This window comes from Pseudogemmobacter lacusdianii, from assembly GCF_030848395.1.
GTDB lineage: Bacteria > Pseudomonadota > Alphaproteobacteria > Rhodobacterales > Rhodobacteraceae > Pseudogemmobacter > Pseudogemmobacter lacusdianii.
Genome location: NZ_JAVDBT010000002.1, coordinates 208172 through 234825 on the forward strand (window position 1 = coordinate 208172; position 26654 = coordinate 234825).

At 60.2% G+C, this 26654-nt stretch carries 33 protein-coding genes; 17 read left to right on the forward strand and 16 right to left on the reverse strand.

Annotated features, from left to right (window positions below):
* Positions 1–148 precede the first annotated feature (148 nt).
* The 6 genes from Q9295_RS02715 (at position 149) to Q9295_RS02740 (ending at position 6187) form a co-directional block, all read left to right on the forward strand.
* Positions 149–1033, forward strand: coding sequence for an N-acetylmuramic acid 6-phosphate etherase (locus Q9295_RS02715; protein WP_306678966.1), 885 nt, complete (start codon positions 149–151; stop codon positions 1031–1033).
* 39 nt (positions 1034–1072) lie between these two features.
* Positions 1073–2320, forward strand: coding sequence for an ABC transporter substrate-binding protein (locus Q9295_RS02720; RefSeq protein ID WP_306678967.1), 1248 nt, complete (start codon positions 1073–1075; stop codon positions 2318–2320).
* Positions 2321–2405: 85 nt separating this feature from the next.
* Entirely contained in the window at positions 2406–3326 is a 921-nt protein-coding gene (locus Q9295_RS02725) for a carbohydrate ABC transporter permease (RefSeq protein WP_306678968.1), read from the forward strand.
* Between the two features lie 11 nt (positions 3327–3337).
* Positions 3338–4162, forward strand: coding sequence for a carbohydrate ABC transporter permease (locus tag Q9295_RS02730; RefSeq protein WP_306678969.1), 825 nt, complete (start codon positions 3338–3340; stop codon positions 4160–4162).
* Positions 4159–5181, forward strand: coding sequence for a Gfo/Idh/MocA family protein (locus tag Q9295_RS02735; RefSeq protein WP_306678970.1), 1023 nt, complete (start codon positions 4159–4161; stop codon positions 5179–5181). The genes Q9295_RS02730 and Q9295_RS02735 overlap by 4 nt, the downstream gene beginning before the upstream one ends.
* Before the next feature lie 7 nt (positions 5182–5188).
* A complete protein-coding gene (locus Q9295_RS02740) occupies positions 5189–6187 on the forward strand; it encodes an ABC transporter ATP-binding protein (RefSeq protein WP_306678971.1) in 999 nt (332 codons plus the stop codon).
* Positions 6188–6191: 4 nt separating this feature from the next.
* Here Q9295_RS02740 and fliP read toward each other — a convergent pair whose 3' ends face one another.
* Genes fliP through fliF form a run of 4 tightly spaced genes read right to left on the reverse strand, consistent with a single transcriptional unit; the run spans position 6192 to position 9378 of the window.
* Positions 6192–6926: a flagellar type III secretion system pore protein FliP gene (gene fliP, locus Q9295_RS02745; RefSeq protein WP_306678972.1), complete on the reverse strand. Its 735-nt coding sequence runs from the start codon at positions 6924–6926 to the stop codon at positions 6192–6194.
* Positions 6923–7192 carry a FliM/FliN family flagellar motor switch protein gene (locus Q9295_RS02750; RefSeq protein WP_306678973.1) on the reverse strand — a complete coding sequence of 90 codons (270 nt, stop codon included), beginning with the start codon at positions 7190–7192 and terminating at the stop codon, positions 6923–6925. Before Q9295_RS02750 ends, fliP begins: the two co-directional genes overlap by 4 nt.
* Positions 7185–7787, reverse strand: coding sequence for a FliH/SctL family protein (locus Q9295_RS02755; RefSeq protein ID WP_306678974.1), 603 nt, complete (start codon positions 7785–7787; stop codon positions 7185–7187). Before Q9295_RS02755 ends, Q9295_RS02750 begins: the two co-directional genes overlap by 8 nt.
* Position 7788: 1 nt before the next feature.
* Positions 7789–9378: a flagellar basal-body MS-ring/collar protein FliF gene (fliF, locus tag Q9295_RS02760; protein WP_306678975.1), complete on the reverse strand. Its 1590-nt coding sequence runs from the start codon at positions 9376–9378 to the stop codon at positions 7789–7791.
* A 112-nt stretch (positions 9379–9490) separates the two neighbouring features.
* Here fliF and Q9295_RS02765 point away from each other — a divergent pair, with 112 nt between their 5' ends.
* The 10 genes from Q9295_RS02765 to Q9295_RS02810 all read left to right on the forward strand — a co-directional run bounded on the left by Q9295_RS02765 (position 9491) and on the right by Q9295_RS02810 (position 19142).
* Positions 9491–9976 (forward strand): flagellar basal body-associated FliL family protein, encoded by a 486-nt coding sequence (locus Q9295_RS02765; protein WP_306678976.1) that lies wholly within the window; start codon positions 9491–9493, stop codon positions 9974–9976.
* Positions 9977–9987: 11 nt separating this feature from the next.
* Positions 9988–10371, forward strand: a complete 384-nt coding sequence (locus Q9295_RS02770) for a hypothetical protein (RefSeq protein ID WP_306678977.1) — start codon at positions 9988–9990, stop codon at positions 10369–10371.
* On the forward strand, positions 10368–10955 hold the full coding sequence (locus tag Q9295_RS02775; protein WP_306678978.1) for a MotE family protein: 588 nt from the start codon (positions 10368–10370) through the stop codon (positions 10953–10955). The genes Q9295_RS02770 and Q9295_RS02775 overlap by 4 nt, the downstream gene beginning before the upstream one ends.
* Before the next feature lie 64 nt (positions 10956–11019).
* Positions 11020–11889 carry a flagellar motor stator protein MotA gene (gene motA, locus Q9295_RS02780; protein ID WP_306678979.1) on the forward strand — a complete coding sequence of 290 codons (870 nt, stop codon included), beginning with the start codon at positions 11020–11022 and terminating at the stop codon, positions 11887–11889.
* Between the two features lie 83 nt (positions 11890–11972).
* Entirely contained in the window at positions 11973–14069 is a 2097-nt protein-coding gene (locus tag Q9295_RS02785; protein ID WP_306678980.1) for a hypothetical protein, read from the forward strand.
* Between the two features lie 148 nt (positions 14070–14217).
* Entirely contained in the window at positions 14218–14874 is a 657-nt protein-coding gene (locus Q9295_RS02790; RefSeq protein ID WP_306678981.1) for a lysozyme family protein, read from the forward strand.
* Between the two features lies 1 nt (position 14875).
* Positions 14876–16948, forward strand: coding sequence for a flagellar biosynthesis protein FlhA (locus tag Q9295_RS02795; RefSeq protein ID WP_306678982.1), 2073 nt, complete (start codon positions 14876–14878; stop codon positions 16946–16948).
* The gene (locus Q9295_RS02800; protein WP_306678983.1) at positions 16945–17715 is read left to right on the forward strand and encodes a flagellar biosynthetic protein FliR; all 771 of its coding nucleotides are present in this window, start codon (positions 16945–16947) and stop codon (positions 17713–17715) included. The genes Q9295_RS02795 and Q9295_RS02800 overlap by 4 nt, the downstream gene beginning before the upstream one ends.
* A 3-nt stretch (positions 17716–17718) precedes the next feature.
* Complete coding sequence (gene flhB / locus Q9295_RS02805; protein ID WP_306678984.1) at positions 17719–18801, forward strand: flagellar type III secretion system protein FlhB; 1083 nt, start codon at positions 17719–17721, stop codon at positions 18799–18801.
* A complete protein-coding gene (locus Q9295_RS02810) occupies positions 18798–19142 on the forward strand; it encodes a hypothetical protein (protein WP_306678985.1) in 345 nt (114 codons plus the stop codon). The genes flhB and Q9295_RS02810 overlap by 4 nt, the downstream gene beginning before the upstream one ends.
* A 13-nt stretch (positions 19143–19155) precedes the next feature.
* On the opposite strand, the gene Q9295_RS02815 is transcribed toward Q9295_RS02810, so the two are convergent.
* The 9 genes from Q9295_RS02815 to Q9295_RS02855 are packed head-to-tail and all read right to left on the reverse strand — an operon-like array spanning position 19156 to position 23616.
* On the reverse strand, positions 19156–19626 hold the full coding sequence (locus Q9295_RS02815; RefSeq protein WP_306678986.1) for a flagellar basal body-associated FliL family protein: 471 nt from the start codon (positions 19624–19626) through the stop codon (positions 19156–19158).
* Entirely contained in the window at positions 19626–20348 is a 723-nt protein-coding gene (gene flgH / locus Q9295_RS02820) for a flagellar basal body L-ring protein FlgH (protein ID WP_306678987.1), read from the reverse strand. Before flgH ends, Q9295_RS02815 begins: the two co-directional genes overlap by 1 nt.
* Positions 20345–20767 (reverse strand): flagellar basal body P-ring formation chaperone FlgA, encoded by a 423-nt coding sequence (gene flgA, locus Q9295_RS02825; protein ID WP_306678988.1) that lies wholly within the window; start codon positions 20765–20767, stop codon positions 20345–20347. The genes flgH and flgA overlap by 4 nt, the downstream gene beginning before the upstream one ends.
* Entirely contained in the window at positions 20767–21552 is a 786-nt protein-coding gene (gene flgG, locus Q9295_RS02830) for a flagellar basal-body rod protein FlgG (protein ID WP_306678989.1), read from the reverse strand. The genes flgA and flgG overlap by 1 nt, the downstream gene beginning before the upstream one ends.
* Positions 21553–21560: 8 nt before the next feature.
* Complete coding sequence (locus Q9295_RS02835) at positions 21561–22271, reverse strand: flagellar hook-basal body complex protein (RefSeq protein ID WP_306678990.1); 711 nt, start codon at positions 22269–22271, stop codon at positions 21561–21563.
* A 3-nt stretch (positions 22272–22274) separates the two neighbouring features.
* Complete coding sequence (locus tag Q9295_RS02840; RefSeq protein WP_306678991.1) at positions 22275–22541, reverse strand: flagellar biosynthetic protein FliQ; 267 nt, start codon at positions 22539–22541, stop codon at positions 22275–22277.
* A complete protein-coding gene (fliE, locus tag Q9295_RS02845; RefSeq protein ID WP_306678992.1) occupies positions 22538–22828 on the reverse strand; it encodes a flagellar hook-basal body complex protein FliE in 291 nt (96 codons plus the stop codon). The genes Q9295_RS02840 and fliE overlap by 4 nt, the downstream gene beginning before the upstream one ends.
* Positions 22829–22840: 12 nt before the next feature.
* The gene (gene flgC / locus Q9295_RS02850; protein WP_306678993.1) at positions 22841–23221 is read right to left on the reverse strand and encodes a flagellar basal body rod protein FlgC; all 381 of its coding nucleotides are present in this window, start codon (positions 23219–23221) and stop codon (positions 22841–22843) included.
* Positions 23222–23232: 11 nt separating this feature from the next.
* A complete protein-coding gene (locus Q9295_RS02855) occupies positions 23233–23616 on the reverse strand; it encodes a FlgB family protein (protein ID WP_306678994.1) in 384 nt (127 codons plus the stop codon).
* 83 nt (positions 23617–23699) lie between these two features.
* On the opposite strand from Q9295_RS02855, the gene Q9295_RS02860 reads away from it, so the two are divergent.
* Positions 23700–25010, forward strand: coding sequence for a FliI/YscN family ATPase (locus Q9295_RS02860; RefSeq protein ID WP_306678995.1), 1311 nt, complete (start codon positions 23700–23702; stop codon positions 25008–25010).
* A 19-nt stretch (positions 25011–25029) separates the two neighbouring features.
* Here Q9295_RS02860 and Q9295_RS02865 read toward each other — a convergent pair whose 3' ends face one another.
* The 3 genes from Q9295_RS02865 to flaF are packed head-to-tail and all read right to left on the reverse strand — an operon-like array spanning position 25030 to position 26599.
* On the reverse strand, positions 25030–25830 hold the full coding sequence (locus Q9295_RS02865; RefSeq protein WP_306678996.1) for a DUF1217 domain-containing protein: 801 nt from the start codon (positions 25828–25830) through the stop codon (positions 25030–25032).
* Positions 25827–26231 (reverse strand): flagellar biosynthesis repressor FlbT, encoded by a 405-nt coding sequence (gene flbT, locus Q9295_RS02870; protein WP_306678997.1) that lies wholly within the window; start codon positions 26229–26231, stop codon positions 25827–25829. Before flbT ends, Q9295_RS02865 begins: the two co-directional genes overlap by 4 nt.
* Positions 26228–26599 (reverse strand): flagellar biosynthesis regulator FlaF, encoded by a 372-nt coding sequence (gene flaF / locus Q9295_RS02875; protein ID WP_306678998.1) that lies wholly within the window; start codon positions 26597–26599, stop codon positions 26228–26230. Before flaF ends, flbT begins: the two co-directional genes overlap by 4 nt.
* Between the last annotated feature and the right edge of the window lie 55 nt (positions 26600–26654).

The window sequence follows — 26654 nt, forward strand, 5'->3', positions numbered from 1 at the left end:
CCTCCGCCTGCAAGATGATACCAAGATAATACCATTTGCAAGCCAAGCCTGTTTTTCTTGGGAATAAATCGCAATATTCTCGGCTATTGTCGCAAAGGCTTTACAGGTGGTATTGTTTTGGCATTAATGCGAGCCAGGGAGGAATCATATGGTTCAGCGGTCGACAGAAGCGCGCCACCCGGCATCCGAGGGTTTGCATAAGGCGCCCGCCGATGCCGTGATGTCGGCTTTGCTTGAGGCGCAGACCGCCGCCCTTCACTCTGTCCGCCTTGCTTTTCCCGCGCTGGAAGAGGCCGGTGTGCGCGCGGCCAAGGCGCTGCAGGCGGGCGGCAAGCTTGCCTATGTCGGCGCTGGCTCTTCGGGCTTGATGGCTTTGTCAGATTGTCTTGAGCTGGCAGGCACTTTTGGCATCCCGCCCGAGCGCACGCCGATGCTGTTTGCCGGGGGGGCTGCGGCGCTTTTGCATATGACCGGCGCGGTCGAGGATGACCCGGCTTTAGCGCAGGCGGATTTCATCCGCGCCAATCTGACCAAAGGCGATGTGGCTTTGTGCCTTTCCGCCTCGGGGACGACACCTTACACGCTTGAAATCACACGGCTTTGCAAAGAGGCCGGCGTGTTCACCGTTGGGATCGCGAATGTCGCAGATGCCGCTTTGTTACGCGCGGCTGATCTGGCGGTTCTTTTGGACACCGGGCCCGAGGTCGTGAGCGGCTCGACCCGGATGGGGGCGGCTACGGCGCAGAAACTGGCCTTGAACATGATCTCGGTGCAAGCCGGGCTGCTGCTTGGCCATGTGCATGACGGATATATGGTTAATGTCATTGCGGATAATGCCAAGCTGCGAGACCGCGCGGCGCGGATCGTTGCGGCGGTGTCGGGGCAAAGCGAGACCGCATCCCGGGCGGCGCTTGAGGCGACCAAAGGGGCTGTGAAGCCCGCGATTTTGGTGGCGCGCGGCCGTTCGACGGCTGCAGCGGTGGAAAATTTGGAGCAAAGCTATGGGCATTTGGAGCCTTGGCTGAAAGACTGAAACCAAGGGGGGGCGGCCCCCGAAACAGGGAGAAAACAGATGTCCAACACGTTCCGCATGGCGTTGCTGACCAGCACGCTGCTCGCGGGTCCGGCCCTGGCCGAGACCACGCTGACCATTGAAAGCTGGCGCAATGATGACCTGACCATCTGGCAGGACACGCTGATCCCGGCGTTTGAGGCCAAACATCCCGATATCAAAGTGGTTTTCGCGCCTTCGGCTCCGGCGGAATACAACGCTGTGCTGAACTCGAAACTGGCTGCGGGTTCGGCCGGTGATCTGATCACCTGCCGTCCGTTTGATGCCAGCCTTGAGCTTTACAACCAAGGCAATCTGGCAGACCTGACCGATCTGGGCGCGATGGCCAATTTCTCGCCGGTGGCGAAATCGGCTTGGCAGACCGATGATGGCGCGGCGACTTTCTGCGTGCCGATGGCCTCGGTGATCCACGGCTTCATCTATAACGCCGACGCTTTTGCCGAGCTGGGCATCGAAGTGCCGCAGACCCGCGATCAGTTCTTCGCGGCCTTGGACAAGATCAAGGAAGACGGCACCTATATCCCGATGGCGATGGGCACCAATGACCAATGGGAAGCCGCGACCATGGCTTACCAGAACATCGGTCCGAACTATTGGAAGGGCGAAGAGGGGCGTCTGGCGCTGATCAAGGGTGAGCAAAAGCTGACCGATGCCGGCTGGGTTGAGCCCTTTGCCGAGCTGGCGCGCTGGAAGGACTATCTGGGCGACGGGTTTGAAGCGCAAACCTACCCGGACAGCCAGAACCTCTTCACCCTTGGCCGTGCGGCGATCTATCCGGCCGGTTCGTGGGAGATCTCGGGCTTCAACACCCAAGCTGGTTTCAAGATGGGTGCCTTTGCGCCGCCGGTCGGGGCTGAGGGTGACACCTGCTATATTTCGGACCACACCGATATTGCGATGGGTCTGAACGCCAAATCGCCCAATCTGGAAGCTGGTAAGGTATTCCTTGACTGGGTTGGCTCGGCCGAGTTTGCAACACTTTACGCCAATGCTCTGCCCGGCTTCTTCAGCCTGAACTCGACCCCGGTGGCGATGGAAGACCCGCTGGCGCAAGAGTTCGTTTCCTGGCGTGAGAAGTGCCAGCCGACGATCCGCTCGACCTATCAGATCCTGTCGCGCGGCACGCCGAACCTGGAAAACGAGACCTGGAATGCCTCGGCGAACGTGATCCGCGGCAGCGAGACCCCGGAAGATGCAGGCAAGCGCCTGCAAGAGGGGCTGGCTTCGTGGTATGAACCGCAGAAGTGATGTGACACGCGGCTAAGGCTGGGGGGCTTCGCGCCCCCCAGACCCCCTGCGGGATATTTAAAGACAGAAAATGAGGAGTTGAGGGATGGCAGCGCGCAGGCAGGTGCGATGGCATATTGCCGTCTTTCTGGCTCCGGCGGTGGCGATTTACACCGCTTTGATGATCATTCCTTTGTTTGGCACTTTGGTGCAGTCGTTGATGAACAGCGACGGGCAGGGCGGGCATATGTTCGTGGGCCTGCGCAATTTCTCGACGCTGTTTGGCGATGCTTTGTGGTCGAAGCAGTTCTGGAATGCTTTGGGCAATAACGCCTGGTTCTTCGTGGTGCATATGCTGGTGCAGAACCCGATTGGGGTGGCACTGGCGGCGATCCTTTCGACGCCGAAGCTCCGGATGGCGGCCTTCTACCGGACGGCGATTTTCATCCCGACGATCCTGAGTTTCGTGATCGTGGGCTTTGTGTGGAAGCTGATCCTGTCGCCGATCTGGGGCATTGCGCCGGGCATGTTGGATATGGTCGGGCTGAAGAGCCTGTTCACACCTTGGCTGGGCAAAGAGGCCTATGCATTGACGACTTTGGCTTTGATCTCGGTCTGGCAGTTCGTCGGCATCCCGATGATGCTGATCTATGCGGCATTGCTGTCGATCCCGGATGAGGTGATCGAGGCGGCTGAGATGGACGGGATCACTGGCATGAGCCAGTTCTGGAAGATCAAGCTGCCGCTCATTTTGCCTTCGATCGGGATCATCTCGATCCTGACCTTTGTGGGCAATTTCAATGCCTTCGATCTGATCTATGTGGCGCAAGGTGCTTTGGCGGGGCCGGATTTCTCGACCGATATCTTGGGCACCTTCCTTTACCGGACCTTCTTTGGCTTCCAGCTGCAGCTTGGCGATCCCTATATGGGCTCGGCCATTGCGGGGGCGATGTTCGGCATCATTCTGGTGGGCGTCTGCATCTATCTCTTCGGCATCCAGACCCGTCTGCGGAGGTATCAATTCTAATGAGCGCGCGGATGTCGAAGGGGCGGACCATTGCAGCCCATGCGGTGTTGCTGACCTATACGCTGATTGCTTTGTTCCCGGTCTTTGTGATTGTGATCAACAGCTTCAAAAGCCGCAAAGCGATCTTTGCAGATCCTTTGGCGCTGCCGATGCCAGGGACTTTTGACGCGGTTGGCTATGCGACGGTGATGAAGCAGGGGGACTTCTTCCTTTACTTCCAAAACAGTCTGATCGTCACCTGTGCAAGCCTGTTCTGCGTGCTTCTCTTCGGTGCGATGGCGGCCTTTGCGCTGAGCGAATATCGCTTTCGCGGCAATACTTTGATGGGGCTTTATCTGGCCTTGGGGATCATGATCCCGATCCGCCTTGGCACCGTCGCCATCCTTGAGATGATGGTGGCAAGCGGGTTGGTGAACACGCTGACGGCGCTGATCTTGGTCTATTCGGCGCAAGGCTTGCCCTTGGCGATCTTCATCCTGTCGGAGTTTATGAAGACCGTCTCGGATGATCTAAAGAACGCCGGCCGCATCGACGGGCTGTCGGAATACCGCATCTTCTTCAGCCTTGTGCTGCCTCTTGTACGCCCGGCGATGGCGACAGTTGCGGTCTTTACCATGATCCCGATCTGGAACGATCTGTGGTTCCCGCTGATCTTGGCCCCGGCCGAGAGCACCAAGACCGTGACCTTGGGCGCACAGGTCTTCATCGGCCAGTTCGTGACCAACTGGAACGCGGTGCTGGCGGCGCTGAGCCTTGCCATCGTTCCGGTGCTTGTCCTTTACCTTATCTTCTCGCGGCAATTGATCCGCGGCATCACTGCAGGAGCCGTCAAATGATCCGAGTTCTTATTGCTGGCCTCGGCACCATGGGGCGGAGCCATGCTTTGGCCTATCACCGCAATCCGGCCTTTGAGCTGGTGGGGATGGTCAATCGCTCGACCCCGAAATTGGACCCGGAACTGGCGGGCTATAGTGTTGAGCCGGACTTCAAAGCGGCGCTCACTCGGCTGAAACCGGATCTGGTCAATGTCTCGACCTATTCCGACAGCCATGCTGATTTTGCGGTGGCGGCGATGGAAGCCGGCGCGCATGTCTTTGTGGAAAAGCCGCTGGCGACCACGGTGGCGGATGCGCGGCGGGTGGTCGATTGTGCCAAGGCCAATGGCAAGAAACTGGTCGTGGGCTATATCCTGCGTCATCACCCCAGCTGGCAGACCTTGATCGCCGAAGCGCGGGCTTTGGGCGGGCCCTATGTTTTCCGGCTGAACCTGAACCAGCAAAGCTCGGGCCCGACATGGGAGGTTCATAAAACGCTGATGCAGACCACGCCGCCGATTGTGGATTGCGGGGTGCATTATGTGGATGTGATGTGCCAGATCACCGATGCGAAACCTGTGGAAGTGCGTGGCATGGGGCTGCGGCTTTCCAATGAAATCGCGCCGGACATGTATAATTACGGCCATTTCCAAGTGATTTTCGAAGATGGCAGTCTGGGTTGGTATGAGGCCGGATGGGGCCCGATGATGTCGGACACCGCCTTTTTCGTGAAGGACGTGGTCAGCCCCAATGGCGCGGTCTCGATCCGGATGCCGGAAAATGCGCGTTCGGACGATCACGACACCCATACCAAGACCTCGCTTTTGCGGGTGCATAAGGTGGGTCAGCCCGATCAGGATCTGAGCATGGCCGATGAGCCGGGCCACCAGGATCTTTGTGAGCGTGAACAGGCGTTTATGGCGCGTGCGATTAATGAAGATCTCGATCTGACGCGGCATATGGAAGATGCCGTGCAGTCGCTGGCCATTTGCCTTGCCGCGGATGAAAGCGTCCGCACTGGCAAGCCTGTCAAATTGTGAGGGCCGCATGGGCGCGCTAGAGCTTAAGAACATCACCAAATCCTTCGGCGCGACCGATGTCATTAAAGGCGTCGACCTGACGGTCAAGGATGGCGAGTTTTGCGTTTTCGTTGGTCCCTCGGGCTGCGGGAAATCCACGCTTTTGCGGATCATTGCCGGGCTCGAGGATGCAAGCGCGGGCGATATCTTGCTTGATGGCAAGCGGGTGAACGAGCTGGCCCCGGCCAAGCGCGAGCTGGCGATGGTGTTCCAAAGCTACGCGCTTTATCCGCATCTGACCGTGCGCGATAACATGGGGTTGGCGCTGAAACAGGCGGGCGTCTCCAAGGCAGAGACCCGCGCGGCCACCGATAGAGCGGCCGAGATGCTGTCTTTGGGGCCATTGATGGAGCGCCGCCCGGCTGAACTTTCGGGCGGGCAGCGCCAGCGCGTTGCGATTGGCCGTGCTATCGTGCGGCGGCCGAAATTGTTCTTGTTTGATGAGCCTTTATCGAACCTAGACGCCGCATTGCGGGTGGCCACCCGGATCGAGATTGCGCGTCTGCACCGCGAGCTCTCGGCCACGATGATCTATGTGACGCATGATCAGGTCGAGGCGATGACGCTGGCCGACCGGATTGTCGTGCTGCGCGGCGGTGTGGTGGAGCAAGTCGGCGCGCCGATGGAGCTTTATAACGACCCGGCCAATACATTTGTCGCGGGCTTCATCGGTTCGCCGCAGATGAATTTCCTGAAGTCAGGTGCATTGGGGCAGCGTGGGGAAACCACCGGGATCCGGCCTGAGCATCTGGAGATCTCCCGCGAGAGCGGCAGCTTTGAGGGGCGCGTCAGCCATGTCGAAAAGCTGGGCGGCGAGACGTTGGTCTATGTGCGCAGCGAGATTCACGGCTTGCTGACGGTGCGCCTGTTTGGGGAACACAGCTATTCGGTGGATGAGGCGGTTTGGCTTTCCCCTGACATGGGGCGCGCGTTCCATTTTGACAGCGCTGGTCTGCGGCTGCGCTGAAGCCTCACATATAGCTGCGCACCAAGGCGCTGGCGATCAGCCCCCAGCCGTCGGCCACCACGAAGAATGCCAGCTTGAACGGCAGCGAGACCACCGCTGGCGGCACCATCATCATGCCCATCGACATCAGGATCGCCGAGACGACGAGGTCGATGATCAAGAAGGGCAGGAAGATGAGAAAGCCGATCTCAAACGCGCGCTGCATCTCGGAAAGCAGGAACGAGGGCACCAGCAGCGATAGGGGCGCGTCTGGGATGCCCGTCGCCTCACGCGGGCGTAGGGCGTCGAGGTATGCGAAGGTATCTGGATTGGTGCGGTTTGACATAAATTCGCGGAATGGGGCCGAGGTGCGGGCAAAGGCCGTGGCGAGGTCGATCTCTTCGGCGGTGAAGGGCTCTACCCCTTGGGTCCAAGCTGCGATCAGGACCGGCTCCATCACGAACCAAGTGAGGAACATCGCAAGGCTGATGATCAGCATATTGGGGGGGGCCTGTTGCAGCCCGATGCCTTGGCGCAGGATCGAAAGCACGGTGACAATAAAGGGAAAGCAAGTGACCATGATCGCAAGGCCGGGCACGATGCTGAGTACGGTGACCAAGACCAAAAGTTGAACTGATCGGCTGGCGAGACCGGGGCCTTCGCCCAGATCCAGCGTCAGTTGTTGGGCTGAAGCGGGCAAGCTAAGGAGCAGCAGAAGCCCACAAAGTCCAGCGAGGCGCAGAGTTTGGCGGGCCTTCACAACCCGCCCCGAAGATTGGCAACCTCGGTCAGGCGCACGCCCAATTGACCGGCGGCTTCGCCCTCTAGCTCGGTCAATTCGCCCCGAGCGATCAGCCGGTCACCGACGTAAAGCTCCACCGGGTCATCGACACGCCGGTCGAGCGGCAGGACGGCATCGCGTGAAAGTCGCAGCAAGTCTTTCACCAGCGGCCGCGCCCGACCGACCGAGATGGTGATTTCGATCGGGACTTGCGCGAAAGGGTTGTTGTCAGTGGTGTCATCCATCCGACGGGGGCTCCTCGGCTAGTGTGAAAAAGCCGTGCACGGCTTGGGCAATCTCGGCAGTGACACGGCTCAGATCGACTTGGGCTTCGCGGGAGCCAAGGCGGATGTAGACCTGACCCTCGGGTAAGGTCGGCTCTTCCTCGATCACCATCGGAAGGCCGGTGGCCTGCGTGATCAAGCTGGCCACGGCTTGGCGAACGCTGGGGTTCAGCACCAATGTCACCGGCTGATCGGTCAGCTCTTCCGCCATCGGGGTTACCTGCTCAAGCACCAGCGGCGCCAGCGTCTCACGCGCGGTGGCGGGCAGGAGGCGGTTGACCATCTCTTCGAAAAGCGGCTTCACCGCTTGCAGCATATGGGCGCGCGCCTCTTGGTAGGTGAAGGCGAGTTGCTGCAAATTGCGGGCGAGATCCGCCTTGATCTGGTTTTGATCTTGGCTCTGCGCCGCGGCGGCATCATCCCAGCCAGCCTTGTAGCCTTGCTCATATGCGGCCAGCCGGGCCTCTTCCAACGCGCCGACTTGCGTGACAACGACGCCAGAGGGCTGTCGTGCGGCGGGTTCAACATCGAAGACTTCCAGCTTAGGCATCACCATGTCAGGCGCGCTCCTCTTCTGGCTCCAGCCAGCCGCGTAGGATCTCAAGAGATTCGACCTGCCGTTCTTCGATCAGCCGACGCAGGCGGGTTGCGGCGTCCTCGGCGGGCGGATCTTCAAGGCCGGACATGAAATCCATCACCGGCAGATCGGGGAGTTGGAAACCGTCATCAATTTCGCCGGTGAGGGCGGGTTCAGCATTGACCCGCGAAAGCGCAAGGGGCGGCGCAGGTGCTGGCAAGGCCGCAAGGCTGCCCGATTTCAGCACCGGGCGGATCACGAACAGGCCCAGCACCAGAGCGACCAGCGTCAACGCAGCGATTTGGATTGCAGCCATCAGATCCAATTGGCCAAGCGTCGAAAGGACGCCCGTTTCGGCCTGCACCCCTAGCGGGGTAACGGCCTGAAATTCCAAAGATTTCAATGTGAGGACATCGCCCCTTGCCTCCTCAAGGCCCACGGCTGAGGCGACGAGTTCGCGCAAAACCTCAAGCTCTTCTGGGGGGCGGGGGGCCCAGATCTGGCTGCCGTCGGGCTGTGGGGTCATCTGGCCGTCCACCAACACCGCAACTGTCATTCGCCGCACGCCGCCGGGGCCGCGCATCACCTCTCGCTGGGTTTCGGAGACTTCGTAATTCACCCGCTCGGTGGTTTCGCTGGACTGAGACTGGCCCGGACTGCCGCCGCCCGCATCGCCTTCGGGCAGATTAGAGGCGACAGTGACGGCCCCGCCGGGCTGTTGCGCGGTCTCACTGCGTTCTTGCGTTTCCGAAGAAATTGGCACCCGGCTTTGCGGGTCAAACGTCCGTTCGGTGATCTGCTCACTTTCGGTGATGAGATCAAGCGAGACCTCAACCACAGCCTTGCCGGGCCCAACCCGCGCTTCCAGTAAGCGTTGGACATTGTGCCTTATTTCTTCGGCTCGCTCCTGTGCTGCCCCAGTGCTGGCGTCCGCCTCAGGCCCTGCAATGAGCCCGGCGACGGTGTCGATGATCTGCACATCGGCGGGCTTCATCCCCGCCACCGCCGAGGCGACCAGATGGCGCAACGCATCGGCCTGCCCCTTGCTCAGCGTGCCCATCGTCGTGGTTAAAGTGACGCTGGCGCTTGGCTGTTGATCACGGCGAAAAACGCTGTCGGGGGCTTGCCCAAGATGTACCCTTGCGGCCTTCACCTCGGGCACGGCAAGGATTGTGCGAGCCAGCTCTCCCTCTTTGGCGCGCCAATAGGCGGCGTCAAACATCTGGCTGGTTGCGCCAAAACCGGTGAGCTGATCCAAAAGCTCATACCCGGCGCTGCTGGCGGCTGGCAGGCCTTGGGCTGCCAGAGCCATGCGCAGGCTGTCGCGCTGACCTTGGTCGACATAGATCGAATCGCCACGCACCTGATGCGCAATACCGCGTTGCTCAAGCGCGGCGACAATCTCACCAGCATTGGCGGCTTCAAGCCCGGCATAAAGCAACTCGAATCGGGGGGTGTTTGCGATGCGCGCAAGGCCCAGGATGGCCAAGAACATCGCCAAGGTCGCCCCAAGGATGATGGCCTTTTTGCGCAGCTCTAGCGCCAACCAGATCGAGACCAAATTCTGCACGACACCACTGCTCCGCCAGGGTTCTCCCTGATCCGCAGCATGAAGCGATCCAGCTTAACAATCGGTTAGTGACCTGAAGCTATTTTCTCTGCAGCAGCGGAGGAAGACGGATTTGGCAAAGACGGAGAAGCCACAAGAGGCCGAGCCCAAGACAAAGCGCTCAAAGCTGCCGCTTTTGCTGGGCTTGATGCTGGGGTGTGTGCTGGGGGGCGGGGGGTTCTACGCAACCTGGACCGGGCTGATTCTTGGGCCGAAAGAAGTGGCAGAAACGGCCGGGCCAGCGCCGGGCGCGCTGCCCGATATTGCGTTTTTGCCGGTTGATTCGGTGGTGATCTCATTGGGGCCGGCTTCTTCAAGCAGGCACCTGCGTTTCACTGCGCAGCTTGAGGTGGCCAACCCTCATGCCGCAGAGGTCGCGGCCGTAATGCCGCGGATTTTGGACGTGCTGAACAGCTATTTGCGGGCCGTCTCCATCTCGGAGCTGGAAGAGCCGTCGTCAATGGCGCGGCTGCGAGCCCAGATGTTGCGACGCGTGCAGATTGTTACTGGTGAGGGGCGGGTGCGCGATCTGCTGGTGACTGAATTTGTGTTGAACTAGGGGGGCGGCGCGTGAATCTGATCGCCGATATGTTGATGACTGCGGCGGCCTTGGGGGCGGCCATTTACTGCTTTGTTCTTGCGGCCAGATTGCGACGTTTCACCACTTTGGAAACCGGCATGGGCGGGGCGATAGCCGTGCTTTCGGCGCAAGTGGATGATATGACCCGCGCGCTGGATGAGGCGCGGGGCATCGCCGGCTCGGCCGAGCAAAATCTGGCCGATCTGACCAGCCGTGCGGATAAAATTGCACGTCGGCTTGAGTTGCTGATGGCCTCCTTACATGACCTGCCTGAGCCCCAGGAGGGGGCTGGGCAGGGAGCTCCGGAAGATGACGCGCGTCGGTTGCGGTTCGTGCGCAGGCGCGCGGCGCGGGATCTGGAGGACGTCGAATGAGAAGGCGCGCCGGGCGGGGCGCCCTTCTGATTATTGCGCTGATGTTCGCCTCGTCCGGGGCGTTGCGATTGGGCAGCTCGCTGGGCACGGCATTGGCTGAGAATGCGAAGGCAGAGGCTGGATCCAAAGCCGCAGAGCCCCTGCAAGAGGCCGTGGTCGTGGGTGCCGAATGCCCCCTGCCCCCTGCGGCATTGGCCGCGGCACTGTCTGAGCGAGAGGGCAGGTTGCGCGCGCGTGAGGCCGCCTTGGCCGACCGCGAAGCCGCGCTTGCTCTGGCGGACGAGGCGGTTTCGTCCCGGCTTACGGCGCTTGAGGCGGCTGAGCTGGAGCTGCGTAAGACCTTGGCCTTGGCCGATGGCGCGGCCGAGGCCGACATCACGAGGCTTGTCGCCGTTTATGAGACGATGAAACCCAAAGATGCCGCCCGATTGTTCGATGCGATGGACCCCGATTTCGCGTCTGGTTTCATGGGGCGGATGCGGCCCGACGCAGCGGCGGCCGTGTTGTCGGGCATGCAGGCCGAAAAGGCCTATGCAGTCAGCGCCATCCTCGCCGGGCGTAACAGCGCGGCGCCCAAGGATTGAGTTTGCGACTTCTTAACCGCAGCCCGCCAAACTGTGGGTGCAAGAGCAGCCGGGGGGGCCGCCTATGTTCGGTATGATCGGTATCGTTGTCATTATCCTGATGGTCTTCGGCGGCTTCGTTCTGCACGGTGGCCATCTTGAGCCGATCCTACATGCGCTGCCGTTTGAGATGATCATCATCGGTGGTGCCGCTGTGGGCGCTTTTTTGATTTCAAATGACTTCGCTTCGGTCAAAGGCACGGTGCGCGATATCGGCATGGTCTTTAAGGGGCCGAAATGGGCGATCGCCGATTATCGCGACCTGTTGTGTCTGTTGTTCGAACTGGTGCGCTTGGCACGCGCGAACCCGGTCGGTCTTGAGGAGCATGTTGAAAACCCTGAAGGGTCTTCGATTTTTGCGCGCTACCCAAAGATTCAGCGCGACCATGCCGCCGTCGATCTGATCTGCGATACTTTGCGTGTCGCTTCGATGAACTATGACGACCCGCATCAGGTGGAAGAGGTGCTCGACAAAAGGATGGAGGCGCAGTTGAATCACGCCTTGCACTCCAGCCACGCGCTGCAAACCGTGGCCGATGGCCTGCCAGCGCTCGGCATTGTTGCGGCGGTCTTGGGGGTGATCAAGACGATGGGCTCGATTGATCAGCCACCAGAGGTTCTGGGGGCCATGATCGGTTCGGCCTTGGTGGGCACGTTCTTGGGGGTGTTTCTGGCATATGGCTTGGTCGGCCCCTTCGCCGCCCGAGTGAAGCAAGTTGTTGAAGAGGATGCGCATTTTTTTCAACTCATTCGCGAAGTTTTGGTGGCAAACCTGCACCATCACCCCGCCAACATTTGCATCGAGGTCGGCCGCCAAAACACGCCGCATCACATGCGCCCCGGCTTTGGCGATCTTGAAGAGGCCCTGCGCGCCTTAAAGCAGGAGGCGGCCTGATGCTAAAAATCTGCCAACCCCCTCGCGTGAGCTATATATTCTTCATCGGACTCGTTTGGCTTTGCGCTTTTGTCCCTTCTGCGATGGCCGAAACGGCCCGCGTCACCGGCGGCGAACACGCGGATTTCACGCGCATCGTGGTTGAGGCAAAGGGCATTGGCGATTGGCGCTTTGGTCGCGCGAATGATGGTTATGAACTTGAGCTGCCGCCCGAGGTGACGGGCTATGACGTCACCGCAGCCTTTCATAAGATCCCCCGCGATCGCGTCACGGCACTATGGCGCGCGCCGGAGAATGGTCGTCTGCGCATAGGTTTGGCCTGTCCCTGTCACGCCATCGCCTTTGAGTTTCGCGCCGGGATTGTCGTGATTGACATTCACTCAGGCGCGCCGCCGCAAGGCTCGGCCTTTGAAGCACCGCTCGATCCGCCATCGCCTGAGGGGGGGCAAGATCCACCTCCGCCAACTGCAGGCTATGATTGGCGCGCCGCCGTGCGGGCCGAGAAGGCGCAAGGGCCTGAGCCTGGGGTGCCGCTGCCTTTGCCAACGGGGGAAATCTCCTTGGATCCGCTGCGCGATGCGCTGTTGGCGCAGATCAGCCGGGGTTCCGCTGAAGGCGTCGTTGATGTGGTTGAGACTTTGCCCAAGCCTGCGGCCGAGGCGCCGGTGATCGCAGAAAGCCCGTGGTCACGGGTTGCAGTGGGGGAGTTGCCGGGCCTTCGGGTCGCGGGCGAACGAGATGGCTTGGGGGCGATGACGGCAGATGGCGGTCGTTGCACCACTGATGCAGAACTTGATCTGGCGAACTGGGGCCTTGATGGCCCGGTTGTCGGCCAAATTGGCCCCGGCCGATCCGGTCTGCTGTCAGAGTTCGATGATCCGCAGCCCGAGGCAATCCTGCGTGCTGCAAGGTTGCACCTTCACCTCGGTTTCGGTGCCGAGGCGCGACAAATCTTGCAGATGCTGCAAGGCCATGAGGCCCAAGATGCCGCGATTCTGACGGCTCTGTCCTATCTGGTGGACCAAGCACCTTTGGCCCATTCGCCTTTTGCGGAGCAAGAGGCCTGTGACACCGCCGCAGCACTTTGGGCAACGCTCGCGCGCCTGCCCGATCCGCTGCCTCGACACACCAATGCGGATGCTGTCGCGCGCAGCTTCGCCTCTTTGCCGCCGCATCTGCGCAGCTATTTGGGGCCGCCCTTGGTCGATGCCTTTCTTGCTGCAGGCCAAGAAGAGCCGGCCCGTGTCATGCGCGATGCCATTCAGCGCCTGCCCGGGCCGTCGGCACATGAGGTAGCGATGATGGAGGCGCGCTTCAACCTTGCCGAAGGTGGGGCTGACCGGGCCCAGGCCATCGCATCGGCAGTTTTGGCCGAAGGTGGCGCCGCCGGAGGAGAGGCAATCGTTACCATCGTAGAAGCTGCGTTCCAAGGCAGTCAAACACTCGACCCGGCCGTGCCGGCCCTGCTCGAGACCTATTTGCAGGAAGCGAAAGCGACACCGCTCGAAGCTGATTTGCTGCGTGCTAGAGTGCTGGCCGCGGCCATGGCAGGGGATTATGCAAGCGCTTTTCTTTATCTGCCGCAGGCGCCTGACACGTTTGCCGATCTTTGGTCTATGGCGGCACTTAATGCCTCGGATGAGGTGTTCTTGGCCGAAGCCGCAGCCTCGGCGGGACAGCGCCCCTATGTGAATTGGGTCCTTACAGAGCAAGTGGCGCGTCGCTTGCTGGCGCTTGGCTTTCCCGATCTGGGCCTGAAATGGTTGGGCAAAGTTGATGCCAGTTCGGATCCCGATCTGCGGCTTTTGGCAGCGGCATCTCAACTGGCGCTGGGCGATGCCACCGCGGTGCTGCTGACGCTCGATGGGCTCAGCTCGACCGATGCCGATGGCTTGCGCGCTCAAGCCAGCCAGCAGTTGGGCGACATTGAAAAAGCACGGCAATTCTCTCTCGCGGCGGGCCAGATTGAGACCGGTCAGCGACTGCTGACATGGACGCAGGATTGGCCCTTGGTTGAGGCTGAAGGGCCAAGCAATTGGCAGGGTGCAGCAGCCCTTGCCCCGCCTTTGGCTGATCCGCCCGGCGGCTCTATCAGCCGTGGTCAAGCTCAGGCTGAAGAAAGTGCTGCCGCTCGGGCGGTGATAGATAACTTGTTGCAATCCGTGGCGGTCCCAGGTTGAGCCGCCCTTAACCATCCAGCAAGGTCTGCAGGCTTATCGTAAGTCCGATCGCAACACAGATGGCAGAAGCCAGACTGGATCTTCTATGAAGCCTTGTCGCCTCTTGGGTAATCTCCGCCTGTTCGTAGCGGTTTTGACGGGCGTAATGGTGTCGATCACGGGCCTGTCGGTGGCCCAGGCACAGGATCTGTCGGTGCGTGAAACGGCCGCCCTCTGCCTGCGCGCTGCAAAAGAAGCAGCGCATGAGACCGGGGTTCCGCTGCAACTGCTTCAGGCCCTTACCCTGACCGAGACGGGACGCCGGGGGGAGGCTGGTTTGCAACCTTGGCCTTGGACACTCAATCTGGCCGGCGAAGGCCAGTGGTTCGCCACGCAAAGTGATGCTTTGACGGCCCTGTCAGAGGCTATCGCCGCAGGCCAGACCAACGTCGATATCGGCTGTTTTCAACTGAATTATCACTGGCATAGCGCCGCATTTTCCTCGCTTGAGGATATGTTGGACCCACAACGCAATGCCCATTACGCGGCAAAATTTGTGGCCCGCCATGCCGTCGAACAAGGCGATTGGGTTGCCGCGGCGGGGGCCTTTCATTCGGCGACGCCGGAGCGGGCCGAGATCTATCTGGCCCGGTTCGAGCCGATCTATGCGGCGCTGGGATCAGCGGGCGCATCTGCTGGGCTAAGGGATGAAACACGAAGAACGCGCAATAACCGCTTCCCGCTGTTGCTGGCAGGAAGCGCGGGCTCGCCTGGGTCTGTGGTGCCACTGCGCCCTGGCGGGCAGGCGCTGATTGGAGGGCCGTGACATGAGGCTGGAGCACTCAACCCTGTTGTTCCGACCTACGGTCCTGCTTGCGCTGGCGCTTATGGCTGTGATCGCCATGATGGTTTTGCCGGTGCCAGCGGTCGTGGTCGATATCGGTCTCGCCATCAGCTTCGCTCTGGCGATTCTCATGCTTACCGTCACACTTTTCATCGAACGGCCGTTGGACTTCTCGGCCTTCCCAACAATCCTTTTGGCCTCATTGCTGTTGCGGCTGTCGCTCAATGTCTCCTCGACCAAACTGATCATCGGGCAGGGCCACACCGGCACCGATGCAGCTGGCCATGTCATTGAAGGATTTGCCAATTTCATCATGGGCGGAAATTTGATTCTGGGGCTGGTGATCTTCGTCGTTCTGATGATCGTCAATTTCATCGTGATCACCAAAGGCGCCGGCCGCATGGCCGAGGTGGGTGCGCGCTTCGCATTGGACGGCATGCCGGGCAAGCAACTGGCGATTGACGCGGATATGTCTGCTGGCGCGATCACACATGAAGAGGCTAAGCGCCGACGTGAAACGGAGCTGGCCGAGACGAATTTCTTTGGTTCGCTTGATGGGGCGTCTAAATTCGTCAAAGGCGATGCAATTGCTGGGCTTTTGGTTACGGCATTGAATCTGATCGTGGGTCTGGCCGTCGGAATTTTCATGCATGGGCTGGCGATTGGGCAGGCGTTTCAAACCTATTCGATCCTCACCATCGGTGACGGCCTGGTTGGGCAAATCCCAAGCGTCATCACCTCCGTCGCCGCGGCACTTTTGCTCTCTCGCGGGGGCGGAAAAGGTGCGGCAGATGTCAGCTTTTTCGCTCAGCTGGGCCGCTTTCCGGCAGCATTGGGGACGGTTGCGGCCCTCATGGCTCTATTCGCGGTCGTTCCCGGAATGCCATTCCTTCCTTTCATTTCCGCAGCGATCATTCTGGCCATCGCTGCTTCGGCCGGTCTGCGCCGGCTCAAAACCCCCATTGCCGAGGTTGTCAAACCGGCTGCGCAAAATGCGCGACGGCCCATCGGCGACCTTTTGGATTTTGACGAAATTCATATCGAGTTTGCGCCCGATTTGGTGGCGATGGCTCTGGACCCTGCCACTGGCTTGGACGGCAGAATCTCCAATATGCGAAATCACATAGCGGCTGGCTTTGGGGTGATTCTGCCTGAGGTTCGATTGACCGATGAGCCGGTCTTGTCGCCCGGACAATATCGCATCCGCATCCAAGGGGTTGAGCGCGTGTCGGACCAACTTCGGACAGATCGGGTGTTGGTGCTGCTTGCCGATGGCATTGCCGCGCCGCCCGGCGATGACGTGCGCGAGCCTGTCTATGGCGCTCCGGCGCGGTGGATCAGACATGATCTGCAAGAGGATGCTGCCCTTGCAGGTTTGACAGTGGTCTCAGCGGCCGAGGTTCTCGCGACGCATCTGCTTGAGGTGATTAAAAATTCACTGGCGCGACTTCTCTCCCTGCGGGGCCTGCGCCGACTTTTAGACGAATTTACCAACCTCTCAGACCAACCCCGCGCCGAGGCGAACCGGCGCCTGATTGACGAGCTTATCCCTGATAAGGTGCCGCTGGACCTGCTGCATTCGGTGCTCAGAATGCTTCTTGATGAGCAGGTCTCCATCCGCAATTTGCCGCTGATCCTTGAGTCGATTGCCGAGGCGCGGTCCCTTGGCAGTCCTGAAGCGGTTTGTGAGCATGTTCGCCAAAGGCTTGGTTTCCAGATCGTCGCCGGGCTCAAGCGGCCCGATGGAAGCATCCCCTTGATCCAGCTGGATCCCGATTGGGAACGCACCTTTGCCGCACATCAGATGGATGGCGAGCGTGGCCCGCGCGATGTCGCGCTGCCACCTGACATTTTCGCAAAACTGGCCAATGGAATCGGCGACAAAGTCAGCCGCGCGATGGAAAGCGGCACGCAGGCCGCCCTGGTCACCTCTGCAGTGCGACGGCGCTTTTTGCGAACGGTTGTTCAGGCCAAAGGCATCCAAGCGCCGGTACTTTCTTATGAGGAGATCGGTCTTGAGGTGCGCCCAGCCCTTCTGGGACAGGTCGCGGCATGACCGAGCTGATGCCACTTCTCTCCGAAATTTCTGGCATGACAGAAGCTTACCTGTGGCAGGTCGCGCTGGTTTTCCTGCGGGTTGGTGCGGCGGTAGCGCTTTTCCCCGGCTTGGGTGAGCAGATGGTGCCGCAGCGCGTGAAGCTCGCGGTGAGTTTGGGCATCACCATGCTCGTCGCGCCTGCCGTTGCCATGCCAGTCGCTGCGCCAGCGGGCATTCTCCAACCTCTGACGATAGAAGCCGCGGCGGGATTGGTGTTGGGGTTTTCTTTGCGGGTCTTAATCCTCGCCCTTCAAACGGCCGGAACTATCGCGGCGCAATCAAGCAACCTTGCCCAAATGTTTGCAGGCGCTGGAGCTGAGCCACAACCCATTGTGTCTAACCTGCTCATTCTGACTGGAATCGCAGTTTTTGTTGCAATGGGTGGTTTGGCGCAGAGCGTGGCTTTGCTGATCCTATCGTATGAGTTGATACCGATAGGCGCATTGCCTGACGCAACCATGCTGGCGGAATGGGGGCTTGGCCGGATCAGCAAAAGCTTTGCACTGGCGCTTTCTTTGGCTGCGCCTTTCGTATTGGCGGCTCTGCTTTACAATTTGGCGCTAGGGGCGATCAACCGCGCGATGCCGCAGCTTATGGTCAGCTTCATTGGCGCACCGGCCCTGACACTCGGGGCTCTGATCCTGCTCGCCCTCTCGGGCCCGATGATACTGACGGTGTGGCAGGGCGCGCTGCAATCGGCGCTGGCGCATCCCTTCAAGGGTTAGGCGATGGCAGCAGGTACCGAGGATGAGGGTGAAAAGGAATACGACCCCAGCGAGCGTAAGCTTTCGCGCGCGCGCGAAGAAGGCGATGTGCTGCGCTCAGAGGACCTGCAAGCTGCGGCCGGATTGGCTGGGTTGGTGCTTGGGCTGATCTTGATGGGCGGATGGGCGGTCACGACCGCTGGCCAAGCCGGCATGCAGCTTTTGGCACAGCCGGACCGGCTAGCAGGTCTCGTCGGCAAGGGGGCGATGCCGCAATTGGGCGGAATTATCCTGCAAATGGTGGCGCCTTTCGTGGGGATCCTTCTGACCTCTGCCGGTGGGGTGGTCCTTTGGTTGCTGGCGAGCCGATCGTTGATCTTCACGCCGACGAAACTGTCTTTTAAAACCTCGCGGATCTCGATCGTTAGCCACGCCAAGCAAAAGTTTGGCCGTTCTGGCATGGTCGAGTTCGCCAAGCGCTTTGCCAAGATGATGGCTGTCGCGGCGTTGCTCAGTTGGTTTTTGCAGCGCTCTTTGCCCGAGGTCATAATGGCGTCTTGGCTTGAGCCTGGGCTCTTTGCTCGCCTCATGGCCGAAGAAGTGCAGCGCTTCCTGATCTTGTTCTTTGTCATTTCCACCTGCTTTGGCTTGGCAGATTATCTGTGGCAGCGGCTGGAATTTGCCCGTCGTAATCGGATGACACGCAAGGAATTGCTCGATGAGATGAAGGAAAGCGAAGGCGATCCGCATCTGCGCGCGGATCGGCGACGCCGTGCCCAAGAAATTGCCACGCGGCAAATGTTGGCCGAGGTGCCCAAGGCTGACGTGGTGATCGTGAATCCAACGCATTACGCGGTGGCTTTGAGCTGGGCGCGCGGCAAAGATGCGGCGCCGCGTTGTGTGGCCAAAGGCTGCGATGAAATCGCCGTTCGGATTAGGGCGCGTGCTCAGGAAAATGGGGTGCCGATCCGGCGCGATCCGCCCACAGCTCGTGCGATCTTTGCGACGGTCGAGTTGGGACGTCAGATTAAGCGCGAGCATTATGCAGCTGTGGCCGCAGCAATCCGCTTTGCCGAAGCGATGCGTAAGAAGGCACGTCGTAGATGAATGTGGAGCGCGCCCGCCTGCGGCAGTTGCAAGACATGGCCAGTTTGGTGCTGGACAGCCGCAGCCAGAAGCTGCGTCAAGAGAATGCGGTCAAAGATGCGCTTCTGCGCCAATTGGCAGATTTAGAGCCGCGGGCGGCAGATCTGGGCCTTCTTTGGTCGGCTCAGGAGCAGGCGCAATTTGCCTATCAGCAATGGGCCGCCCAGCGTCGTGCAGTGCTTAATCAGCAATTGGCTGCGCAAACTGCCTTATGCCTGAAGGCGGCTGAGGAGGGCCGCCAGGCGTTTGGAAAAGTTCATGTTTTAGAAGTGCTTACGCAAAGGTTACCCGATCGTCGATAGTGGGGCGTTGCGTTTAACTGTCTTGGCGCGCGATATCGGTGATGAGGACATCCGTCACCGTTGGCCCTATGATTTGCGAAGCTTTTTCGCGCAAAGCTTGGCGCAGCAACACGAGATTTGACCCATCGGTGAAAGAGCCGCGAAAACCGCCGGTATTGGCGTGGTCAAACATGACTTGCAGGAAAGCGTCGCGCAGCTTGGGCTCACGCGCATAGATCGCTTCGCTCTGCCCCGCCGCGACCTCAAGGCTAAGTGAGAGCACCACCATCGACGCGACCCTGCCGCCTTCGACCACGGGCACGATGAACTGATTGTTCAGTTTGACATAATCGGGCGGCACAGTGGATTGCGGCGCTGCGCCAGAGAGGCCTTCGGCTTCGTCGCTGGTGACCGGGTCTGGGACCGGCCGCAAGGCCAGCCCAGCGCCAATACCGCCAGCAAGACCGATGAGCGCTAAGATAAGGGGGAGAAGCTTTCGCATCATTAGAACGGCAACACGATATCGGCGATTTGTTGGCCGTAAGCAGGTTGCTGAACCTCAGTGATCTGGCCGCGCCCGCCATATGACACCCGCGCTCCGGCGATTTTGTCATAGGTGATCTCATTCTGCCGTGAGATGTCCGCTGGTCGCACATAACCGGTGACAATCAGCTCACGCAGCTCATTGTTGACGCGCACCTCTTGCTGGCCCTCGATCCGCAGAACGCCATTCGGCAGTTCCTCAACCACGGTTGCCGCGATCCGCAGTGTAAGTTTCTCTTTGCGCGATACGCGCCCCTCGCCGTCAAAACTTGTACTCGATTTGGTGCGCGCGGCCTCGGCCATTGAGGCCCCTTCGGGCAGGGCGCCGTCAAGGCGCTGGGGGATTCCCAGCATATGCGGCATCCCCATGCTGATGGCACCACTGCGCGACCGATCGCTTGAGTTTGAAATCTCGGCCTTGTCGTCGATCTGCACCACCACGGTCAGGATGTCGCCGCGCTGCGCTGCCCGACGATCACCCAAAAGCGAGGTGTTTTGTCCCGACCAGAGCGATGAGGCCTCACCGGGTGTATCTGAATCTGCGCTGAGGGGGAGTTTTGCTGAATAAAGCGAGTGATGTTGGTACCCCCCCTCAAGCGGGCTGAAATCGGGCGTTTTGCCAACTTGTGACAGATCACCACATCCCGCCAGCATCAGCGACAGAGCAAGAAACATTCGTCTCATGGAGCGGCTCCGACAATAAGGCGGCCCAGCGCATCGACGCGGCCCGATATGGTTGTTTTTGAAGCAATATTCATGGCGCGGATGACGGCGCCCTCGGGGCCACGCTCAAGCGCGCGTCCTTCGGCAAGGATGGTTAATCCAGCCATGTGATAGACCAGCTGGACGGTCTGATTGCGGTCGATCAGCGCCGCCGGGCCAATGTCCGCAGCGCGCAGCGGGCGTCCGGCGTAGACTGTGATCTTTACTTCTTGCCCGAGGGCGGGTGTTAAAGCTGTCAGAGCGCCGTCGATTTTGGCATCAACCAATGCGACATCGGCTTCGGTGATCACAGTGCGGGCCGGCAGCGTGCGCAGAGCGACGAGGCTTTCCGCCGATGCGGATATGGGCATAGCCAGGACGAGGATTACCGCCCTGAGCATCAGCGCACCTGCGTCGTGGCTGACAACATCTGATCGACGGCTGTGATGACTTTGGCATTCAGCTCATAACCGCGCTGGGCCTTGATCAGTTCGGTGACCTCGCGCACCGCATCGACCGAGCTTTCTTCAAGATAGCCTTGCCTCAATGTGCCAAGTCCGTCGATCCCCGGCGCCCCAACCATCGGCGCGCCAGAGGCAACGGTTTCTACAAAGAGGTTCGAGCCAATCGCCTCAAGCCCCTTTTCATTGCTGAAACGGGTGAGGGTCAGCTGGCCGAGGAGTTCAGGTTCCACTTGGGTTTCAAAGTAAGCATAGACCTCGCCCGCTGCATTGATTGCAATGCTGGTGGTCTCATCCGGTATTGTCACGCCTGGCACAACGGCATGGCCGTCCGCGGTGACAATCAGCCCATCGGGTGAGCGCTTCAACGCGCCATCGCGGGTATAACCTGATGCGCCCGAGGGCAGCGTCACCTCCAAATACCCCGCGCCTTCGATGGCGAGATCAAGGTCTCCGTTGGTTTGCGACAAAGAGCCCTGCGCCAAAACCACCGAAACCGAGGCGGGCCGCACGCCGAGGCCGATCTGTATCCCTGTGGGCAGCATTGAGCCATCTGCCGCGGTGATCGTGCCCGGCCGTGCCATCTGTTGGTAATGCAGATCGGCGAAATCGGCGCGGCGGGCGTTGTAGCCCGTGGTCGACATATTGGCGAGGTTGTTGGAGACAACATCGACCTTCATCTGCTGCGCCGCCATGCCGGTTGCCGCGATGTGCAGTGCTTTCATCTTCGACCTCAGCGACCAAGGGTTTCAATCACGCCGCGCATTCGGGCATCTTCAGCCTCAAGAAACCTTTGGCCCTGCTCATAGGCGCGCTGAACCTCGATCATCCGGGCAATCTCTGAGATGGGATTTACGTTGCTCTCTTCGAGGAAGCCCTGAAGGATTGTGGGATTTTCAACGGTTTCTATCTCATCGGCTGAAAACATCGTGCCCGATTGGTGCCGAAGGGTGAGCGGATCCACCGGTTGCCAGAGGCCGGCTTGCGCCAAAGGCTGGCCCTGAACAGAGATCGAGCCGTCGCGGGCCATTGCGACGGGGCCCGCACCCGCAGGGACAAAAATTGGCGCGCCGCCGGCGTCCAAAAGCCGGTGGCCGTCTGGCGTGACAAGCTCACCCGCCTCATTGGGCGTGAAGCTGCCTGCGCGGGTCAGCTGGTTTCCCTGAGGCGTCTCAATCAAAAAGAAGCCGTCGCCTTGGATGGCGAAATCATAGGCACCTCCGGTCTGAGTGATCGCAGCTTGCGTGAGATCAACCACCCTGCCGGTGGCATGCGGCACAGAAAGCGAAGGCTCACTTTGCAGGTAAAACACATGTTCAGCGAAGACTGTGCCCTCTCGGCGGAAGCCCGAAGTGGCGATGTTGGCGACGTTATTGGCCACGATCTGCATTTCACGCATCAGGCCGGATTGGCGAGACAAAGTGGTGTAGCCGGCGGCATCCATCCTTTATTCCCCCGCAATTTTGGGGAGGATGACATCGGTGAAAAAGCCCACCAGTGTCGTGGTCATAAAGCTCATCGTGACCCAAAAGACCGCCAGCATTGCAGCGACTTTGGGCACGAAGGTGAGCGTCATCTCTTGAACCGAGGTCAGCGCCTGCAGCAACCCGATCGTCACCCCGGCAACCAAAGCGACGACCAGCAGCGGGGTCGAGATGATCACAGCCACCCAAAGCCCCTGCCGCATCACATCGAAAATTGCGGATTCGGTCATATCGGCATCCTTAGGATTTCTTGATAAGCCTCGACCACGCGGTCGCGGACCGTGGCGACGGTTTCGACCGCCAATTGGGATGAGGCCAATGCCTCAACCAAAGCATGCGGATCCGCGCCGCCGGTCATGGCGGCGCGGGCCGTGCTTTCAGCCTTCGCCAAAGCCTCGGTGAAGGTATTGGCGAATTGTCCCACGACCGTGCCGCTTTCTGCGGCGACGGGCTTCGGCGCTGCGGCCGTTCTGGCCTGCGCATAGGTTTGTGCGGCGAAGGAACTTCTCACATCCATTTCTAATGCCCCTTACCGCCGCAGCAGATCAAAAAGGCTTTGGGTCATTTGCCGCGCCTGATCGAAAAGCTTAAGATTGGCTTCGTAGCTGCGCTGGGCCTCTCGGGCGTCCGCGATCTCAATCACAATATCGACGTTCGAGCCGTCGTAGTAACCGGCATCATCTGCCAATGGGTGGCTTGGCGCGTAGACCCGCGGCAGTTGGCTTTGGTCCAGCCGCACCGGGCCGGGGATTACAAGCCCGCTGCCCAATGCCGTCTCAAAGGCCAATGTTTTGCGGTGATATCCAGGTGTATCGGCATTCGCGATATTCTCGGAAACATGGCGCAATCTGGTGGCTTGTGCCTCCATCCCTGAAGCGGCGAAAGCCAGTGAGTTCAAAAGATCAGCCACCGATCTGCCCCCTATCTTTGCCGGCCAAGCGCGGTGCGCATGACGTCAGAGGTGTTGCGATAGATGGCGAGCGCCATTTCGTGGTCCTGCCGAGTTTCGGCCATTTTGACCATTTCCCGCTCCAGAGAGACGGAATTGCCGTTCGGCGCCTCGCTTCCCCCACTGGCGAAGCTGCGTAAGACCGCGGGCGCCGAAGGCGCCTGCAAGTGACCGGGCCGTGTGGCCCGCAGAGTGCCGCTGCTTTGCGCCCAGATCCGCGCAAAATCCGGCAGATCTTGTGCCTTGTACCCGGGCGTATCGGAATGTGCGATATTCTGCGCAATCAGCCCCAACCGCGCCCCAGCTTGGGCGGCAAGCGACTGCGCCATGCGCGTGATCTCAAGCTTTTCGAACATCTCGGGCTTCTCCCTCGACCTGCTTCACCAAGACTTAAGGGTGATTCCTTTAGAAAGGGTAATCGCGAACAAAGAGGGATCAGATGCTGGGCGTTTTTGACGGCCTGCAGGCCGAAATCGCCGATCTCGAGGTGACACGACCGGTGGGGCGCGTGGTCGAAATCGGTCGCGGCACCTTTATGGTCACGGGCCTTCCGACGGCGGCATTGGGCGACAGGATCTTGGCTGACACAGGGGCCGGCCCTTTGGGCGGAGAGATTATTCGACTGACTTCGGCGGGGGCCACTGTGCTGCCCGAGGATGATCCCGAAGGGTTGACGATCGGCGCTCGGGCCTGCCTGCTTGGGCCTGTCACGATCGCGCCGGACAGCTCTTGGTTGGGCCGCATCGTGGATCCTACGGGGCAGCCGCTCGATGGGCGGCCGTTGATGCGTGGATTGCAGCGGCGCGCGCTGGTCAGCAGTCCGCCGCCCGCCGCGATCCGCCGGCCTTTGGGCGAGCGAATGGCAACAGGGGTGGCGGTGTTCGACACGCTCTTGCCGATGGTCCGTGGGCAAAGAATAGGGCTTTTTGCCGGGTCAGGGGTTGGAAAGTCGTCGTTGCTGGCGCGCTTTGCCCGCGGTTTGGCGGCCGATGTCGTGGTGATTGGCCTGGTGGGGGAACGTGGCCGTGAGTTGCGCGAATTTACCGAGCGGGTTTTGGGGCGCCAGGGCATGCGTCGCTCGGTCGTGGTGACGGCGACCTCGGACCAATCTCCGCTGATGCGCCGTCGTTGCGCCCTTGCTGCGATGGCGGTGGCCGAAGCGTTTCGTGATCAAGGCATGCATGTGCTTTTGCTGCTGGATTCGGTGACTCGCTTTGCCGAGGCCCATCGCGAGGTGGCTTTGGCGGCTGGAGAGACGGCCTCGCTGCGGGGCTATCCGCCCTCAACCGCGCATGCGATCATGGGCTTGGCAGAGCGGGCCGGCCCCGGGGCTGCAGGGGCCGGCGATATATCGGCGGTGTTGTCGGTCTTGGTGGCGGGCTCAGACATGGAGGAGCCGGTGGCTGATATCATTCGCGGGACACTAGATGGCCATGTCGTGCTGGATCGAAAAATTGCAGAGCGCGGTCGATATCCCGCAATTGATTTGTTGCGATCAGTCTCTCGCAGTCTGCCGCATGCCGCAAGCGCCGAGGAGAATGTGTTGATCTCGGAAGCGCGACGCAGCCTTGGAGCTTATGATCGGGCCGAAATGATGGTGCAGGCGGGGCTTTATGTTCAAGGCAGTGATCCTGCCGTGGATCGGGCCATTCGCCTTTGGCCCGCCTTGGACGGCTTTTTGGCCGAGGACGCTCCACCCGGAGGTCCGCAGGCCAGCTTTGCCCGGTTGCAGGCTTGTTTGAGGGCGTGATTGCCGGCGTCGTTTCACCCTAACGGCGCCCTGCGGACAGCAGTTGAAGGGCGATCGAGCCTGCGTATGAACTTTGGCTCTGTCCCGCAATCTCCGCACGGACCAAATAAGTCCGAACGAGCTTTTCGACTTTCGTTGGATCCGTGAACTGGCTGATCGTATCGCTGCCAAAAGCGGCTCGGGTCTTGGCTTTGATGACGGCCAGTTGCTGGTCAAGATTGATGCCGGCAAAGCCACTTGGTAGGCCCAGCGCCGTTTGAAAGGCTTCGCGCAAAGGTGGGTTGCCCAGAATCGTGAACCATTTCAGATTCTCGGTGCCGGGTTTCGCTGCCAGTTGGGCCAAATCGCGCTCAGCATTTAGCGCAATCCTAAAGTTGTTATTCTGCGCGCCAACAGCCGTTTCGAAGCTGCGGCTGTTGTATTGCGAAATAATCTGATCGGCAAAATCCGAGATCTTGTTGCGAGGAACCCCCAAGTCACCAAAACCGAAGGCCGCCGAAAGCTGATGGTACTGCTTGTTGGCAAGCCTGTTCGCTAAGCTTGCGGGGTTTAACGTGCCGTCCTCCAGAACTTTTCGGATGAAAGCTTTGTTCTTCAGGTCCCCTTCCAGCCCAAATGCAGTAAGCGCGACAGAAAGGAGGCGTCGGTCGTCGACAAGCTCAGCAGCCGAGTTGATCTTGCCAATATTGGCGCGGAAGTAGGCCTCTTCACGCTTGGCAGAAGCTGTGTTTTGTTGCGCGGTTTGCTGGTTGGCCATTGTTCTTTTGAGGAAGGCCCAGCCAGAATACCCGCTGAAGGGTAGAATTGGGCTAAAGCTCATGCCCGGGCCGCCGCAAGCAGCCGCTCTTCGCGTGGAAGCAGCCCTCGAAGAGCCTTAAGAGCTTGGTAATGCTCATTCTCCATCACCGCAGCGCCTGCCTGAGCCAGCAGCGAGCGGCTGTCGGGATCGACCAGAACTTGGCTTAACTGCTCGATCCCACGCAGCAATTGGTGACGTGTGTCGCCAGCGACGGCATCACCAGAGAGCACCAGTTGCGCGATATAGCAGACCCGGCGCACTGGCGTTGTTGCCTCTTCCGGGTGGATCGCATCCCGCAGACGTAAGATATTGGCATGCGGGGTCATGATCGAGAGTTTGGAGCGTTTGTCGCCATTCTCAATCACCGCGCCGTTGATCAAGACGCGCTCATGCGGCCCAAGTTTAAGAACGAGACCGCTCATGTGCCACCTCCGGTGCCGCGCAGGCCGCGTAGAACGGCGGTATTGATTTCGACCAAAACCTCGGCGCTCGCGTTGCCCAAACGGACCTTGCGGCTGTGATCCGAGGTAAAGCGATAAAGGTAGTAAAGCCGGGCGCGCAGCTGTGTCGGCAGACCGTTGCCCTCATCCGCCACATCCGCGGCCAGTGTCGACCAAAGACGCTCATTCTCAGACAAAGCTTTGATAAAATTAGGGTAATCCAATGTTCGGCGTTGGGTTGCGGCTGCCAGTCGACGTGTCACCTGGGCGATCACCTCATATTCGGCAGACCGTGCGGTGCGCGCGGGTGCCGAGGCACTGACATAGGCAAGAGAGGGATAGGCGGTCATAGGTTTCTTCTCCGGTTGCGGGAGATGTCAGGGCGAGGTTAGGCCGGGGCCCTTA

Bases quoted from the DNA above. Each gene is read 5' to 3' on its own strand.
- Q9295_RS02810 (WP_306678985.1), top strand. From the start codon at position 18,798: ATGAATGTGGAGCGCGCCCGCCTGCGGCAGTTGCAAGACATGGCCAGT.
- Q9295_RS02855 (WP_306678994.1), bottom strand. From the start codon at position 23,616: ATGTTCGAAAAGCTTGAGATCACGCGCATGGCGCAGTCGCTTGCCGCC.
- Q9295_RS02750 (WP_306678973.1), bottom strand. From the start codon at position 7,192: ATGGATGACACCACTGACAACAACCCTTTCGCGCAAGTCCCGATCGAA.
- motA (WP_306678979.1), top strand. From the start codon at position 11,020: ATGTTCGGTATGATCGGTATCGTTGTCATTATCCTGATGGTCTTCGGC.
- Q9295_RS02755 (WP_306678974.1), bottom strand. From the start codon at position 7,787: ATGGTGATGCCTAAGCTGGAAGTCTTCGATGTTGAACCCGCCGCACGA.
- Q9295_RS02720 (WP_306678967.1), top strand. From the start codon at position 1,073: ATGTCCAACACGTTCCGCATGGCGTTGCTGACCAGCACGCTGCTCGCG.
- Q9295_RS02715 (WP_306678966.1), top strand. From the start codon at position 149: ATGGTTCAGCGGTCGACAGAAGCGCGCCACCCGGCATCCGAGGGTTTG.
- flhB (WP_306678984.1), top strand. From the start codon at position 17,719: ATGGCAGCAGGTACCGAGGATGAGGGTGAAAAGGAATACGACCCCAGC.
- Q9295_RS02795 (WP_306678982.1), top strand. From the start codon at position 14,876: ATGAGGCTGGAGCACTCAACCCTGTTGTTCCGACCTACGGTCCTGCTT.
- flgH (WP_306678987.1), bottom strand. From the start codon at position 20,348: ATGAGACGAATGTTTCTTGCTCTGTCGCTGATGCTGGCGGGATGTGGT.
- Q9295_RS02785 (WP_306678980.1), top strand. From the start codon at position 11,973: ATGGCCGAAACGGCCCGCGTCACCGGCGGCGAACACGCGGATTTCACG.
- Q9295_RS02835 (WP_306678990.1), bottom strand. From the start codon at position 22,271: ATGGATGCCGCCGGCTACACCACTTTGTCTCGCCAATCCGGCCTGATG.
- Q9295_RS02725 (WP_306678968.1), top strand. From the start codon at position 2,406: ATGGCAGCGCGCAGGCAGGTGCGATGGCATATTGCCGTCTTTCTGGCT.
- fliE (WP_306678992.1), bottom strand. From the start codon at position 22,828: ATGGATGTGAGAAGTTCCTTCGCCGCACAAACCTATGCGCAGGCCAGA.
- Q9295_RS02840 (WP_306678991.1), bottom strand. From the start codon at position 22,541: ATGACCGAATCCGCAATTTTCGATGTGATGCGGCAGGGGCTTTGGGTG.
- Q9295_RS02740 (WP_306678971.1), top strand. From the start codon at position 5,189: ATGGGCGCGCTAGAGCTTAAGAACATCACCAAATCCTTCGGCGCGACC.
- Q9295_RS02800 (WP_306678983.1), top strand. From the start codon at position 16,945: ATGACCGAGCTGATGCCACTTCTCTCCGAAATTTCTGGCATGACAGAA.
- Q9295_RS02815 (WP_306678986.1), bottom strand. From the start codon at position 19,626: ATGATGCGAAAGCTTCTCCCCCTTATCTTAGCGCTCATCGGTCTTGCT.
- Q9295_RS02865 (WP_306678996.1), bottom strand. From the start codon at position 25,830: ATGAGCTTTAGCCCAATTCTACCCTTCAGCGGGTATTCTGGCTGGGCC.
- Q9295_RS02775 (WP_306678978.1), top strand. From the start codon at position 10,368: ATGAGAAGGCGCGCCGGGCGGGGCGCCCTTCTGATTATTGCGCTGATG.
- Q9295_RS02860 (WP_306678995.1), top strand. From the start codon at position 23,700: ATGCTGGGCGTTTTTGACGGCCTGCAGGCCGAAATCGCCGATCTCGAG.
- flgG (WP_306678989.1), bottom strand. From the start codon at position 21,552: ATGAAAGCACTGCACATCGCGGCAACCGGCATGGCGGCGCAGCAGATG.
- flgA (WP_306678988.1), bottom strand. From the start codon at position 20,767: ATGCTCAGGGCGGTAATCCTCGTCCTGGCTATGCCCATATCCGCATCG.
- Q9295_RS02730 (WP_306678969.1), top strand. From the start codon at position 3,338: ATGTCGAAGGGGCGGACCATTGCAGCCCATGCGGTGTTGCTGACCTAT.
- flaF (WP_306678998.1), bottom strand. From the start codon at position 26,599: ATGACCGCCTATCCCTCTCTTGCCTATGTCAGTGCCTCGGCACCCGCG.
- flbT (WP_306678997.1), bottom strand. From the start codon at position 26,231: ATGAGCGGTCTCGTTCTTAAACTTGGGCCGCATGAGCGCGTCTTGATC.
- Q9295_RS02735 (WP_306678970.1), top strand. From the start codon at position 4,159: ATGATCCGAGTTCTTATTGCTGGCCTCGGCACCATGGGGCGGAGCCAT.